Annotated in this window: 2 protein-coding genes; both read left to right on the top strand. The window is 65.5% G+C overall.

Translation table 11 applies throughout. From position 1 onward, the window contains the following. The coding region (gene istA, locus ABVB68_RS36685; protein ID WP_353605559.1) for an IS21-like element IS1415 family transposase at positions 1-1,195 on the top strand (1,195 nt) is incomplete at its 5' end. Beyond that, on the top strand, positions 1,195-1,942 hold a 748-nt coding region (gene istB / locus ABVB68_RS36690), incomplete at its 3' end, for an IS21-like element IS1415 family helper ATPase IstB (protein WP_353605560.1). The genes istA and istB, both read left to right, overlap by 1 nt.

The following is a 1,942-nucleotide window of genomic DNA, read 5'->3' on the forward strand; positions in this document are numbered from 1 at the left end:
GCCGTGGGTAACCGAACCTGGGCTGTGGTTACAGTACGACTTCGGTGACGGGCCAACGATTTCCGGCCGGAAGACGACGTTGTTCTGCGCATGGTTGGCGTGGTCGCGATTTCGGGTGGTGATCCCGATCTGGGACAAGACATTGCCGACGGTGGCGGCGTGTTTGGATGCGACATTCCGCCGCTTGGGCGGGGTTCCGGTCTATGTCCTCACCGACAACGAGAAGACCGCGACGATCGATCACGTGGCCGGGATCGCGGTCCGCAATCCGGAGATCGTGGAGGTGGCACGGCATTACGGCACGACGCTGCGGACGTGTTTACCTGCTGATCCGGAGTCGAAGGGAGGAAGTGAGGCGACGGTGCGGATCGCCAAAGCCGACCTGTTGCCGAAGGAGGTGAACCTGCGCGAGCAGTATCACTCTTTCGGTGAGCTCGAGTCGGCTTGCCGGCAGTTCTGCACCGACGTCAACACCCGCGTCCACAGCTCTACTCGGCGGCGGCCGGTCGAGCGGCTGGCCGAAGAGTTGCAGCGGCTGCATCCGCTGCCGAAATCTCCGTTCACCGCGGTGTTCGGCACTACCCGGCGGGTGAACTGGGAGTCGACGATCTCGGTGGAAGGGGTGCGGTATTCGGTGCCGCACACGTTGATCGACACTCGGGTCTGGGCCCGCTTCCATGGTGAGGAGCTGATCGTGACCGCCGTCGACAATGATGGCGGTGCAGTCGAAGTCGCGCGGCACCGCCGCGGCCAACCCGGTTCACCGGTCCTCGACAACGACCACTACCCACCCCGCCCAGACCGCGACGCCGCCGACCGGGTGCCCAAGCCTCGTACCGCCGCCGAGCTCGCCTTCCTACAGTTGGGCCAGGGTGCCAACAGCTGGCTGGTCGAGGCTGCCGCCGCGGGAGCGCGCCGCATCAGGGCGAAGATGGCCGAGGCCGTGGACCTTTCGAAGCTGCACTCCCCGGACGCAGTCGACAGAGCGTTGGGGACGGCGGCGATGACCGGCCGGTTCGCCGATCGGGACCTGATCTCGATCCTCGACTACCAAGTCACCCACGAACACGCTGATCCGGTCCGTCGCAGCGAGAACCACACTCTGCAACCGGGCACCGCCGCCTGGTCCACCTTCGGCCAGACACCAGCGCCGGCCAGCCCAGCCACTACTGACGATGAAAGCGATGACGCCTGATGAGCACCCCTTTGCGCACTGTTACCAGCGCTAACGGCGACCCGTTGGCCGAGGCGATCGACCTGACTAAACGCCTGAAACTGCCCCATATCCGCAGGTCCTTGAGCGATATCATCCCGACCGCGAAAGCCCAACGCTGGGACCCCGCCGAAGTCGTGCGGGTTCTCCTCGCTGAGGAAGCCGCCGGCCGGGACCGGGCGAACCTGCACACTCGCCGCAAACGCGCGGGTTTCCCTACCGGCAAGACCTTCGGCGACTGGGACGAAACGAAATCGTCGATTCCCCGCGCCACCCAGGACGCGCTCCGCACCCTGGAGTGGGTCGGGCGGCGTGAATGTTTCTGCGTCTGTGGGCCTTCGGGAACTGGCAAGTCTCACTTCACCGAGGCACTCGGGCAGGCCGCAGTCGAAGCTGGGCTGGCGGTGTCTTGGTTCACCATCGAAGACCTCGGTGCCCTGGTCCGCCGGCACCGTGCCGACGACTCCATCGCCCGAGCCCTGACGAGGATCATCCGCTCCGACCTGATCATCGTCGACGACATCGGTCTGCTCCCGGTCTCTGAAGACGCCGCCGAAGGATTCTATCGCCTCGTCGACGCTGCCTACGAACGCCGAGCGATTGCCGTCTCGAGCAACCTGCACCCCTCCGGCTTCGACGAGATCATGCCCAAAACATTGGCCACCGCCACCGTTGACCGGCTCCTGCACCATGCGCACGTCGTCGTCACCGACGGCGACTCCTTCCGCC

Origin of the sequence: Streptomyces sp. NPDC096012, assembly GCF_040426375.1 — a bacterium.
In the GTDB taxonomy this organism is placed as follows: domain Bacteria; phylum Actinomycetota; class Actinomycetes; order Streptomycetales; family Streptomycetaceae; genus Streptomyces.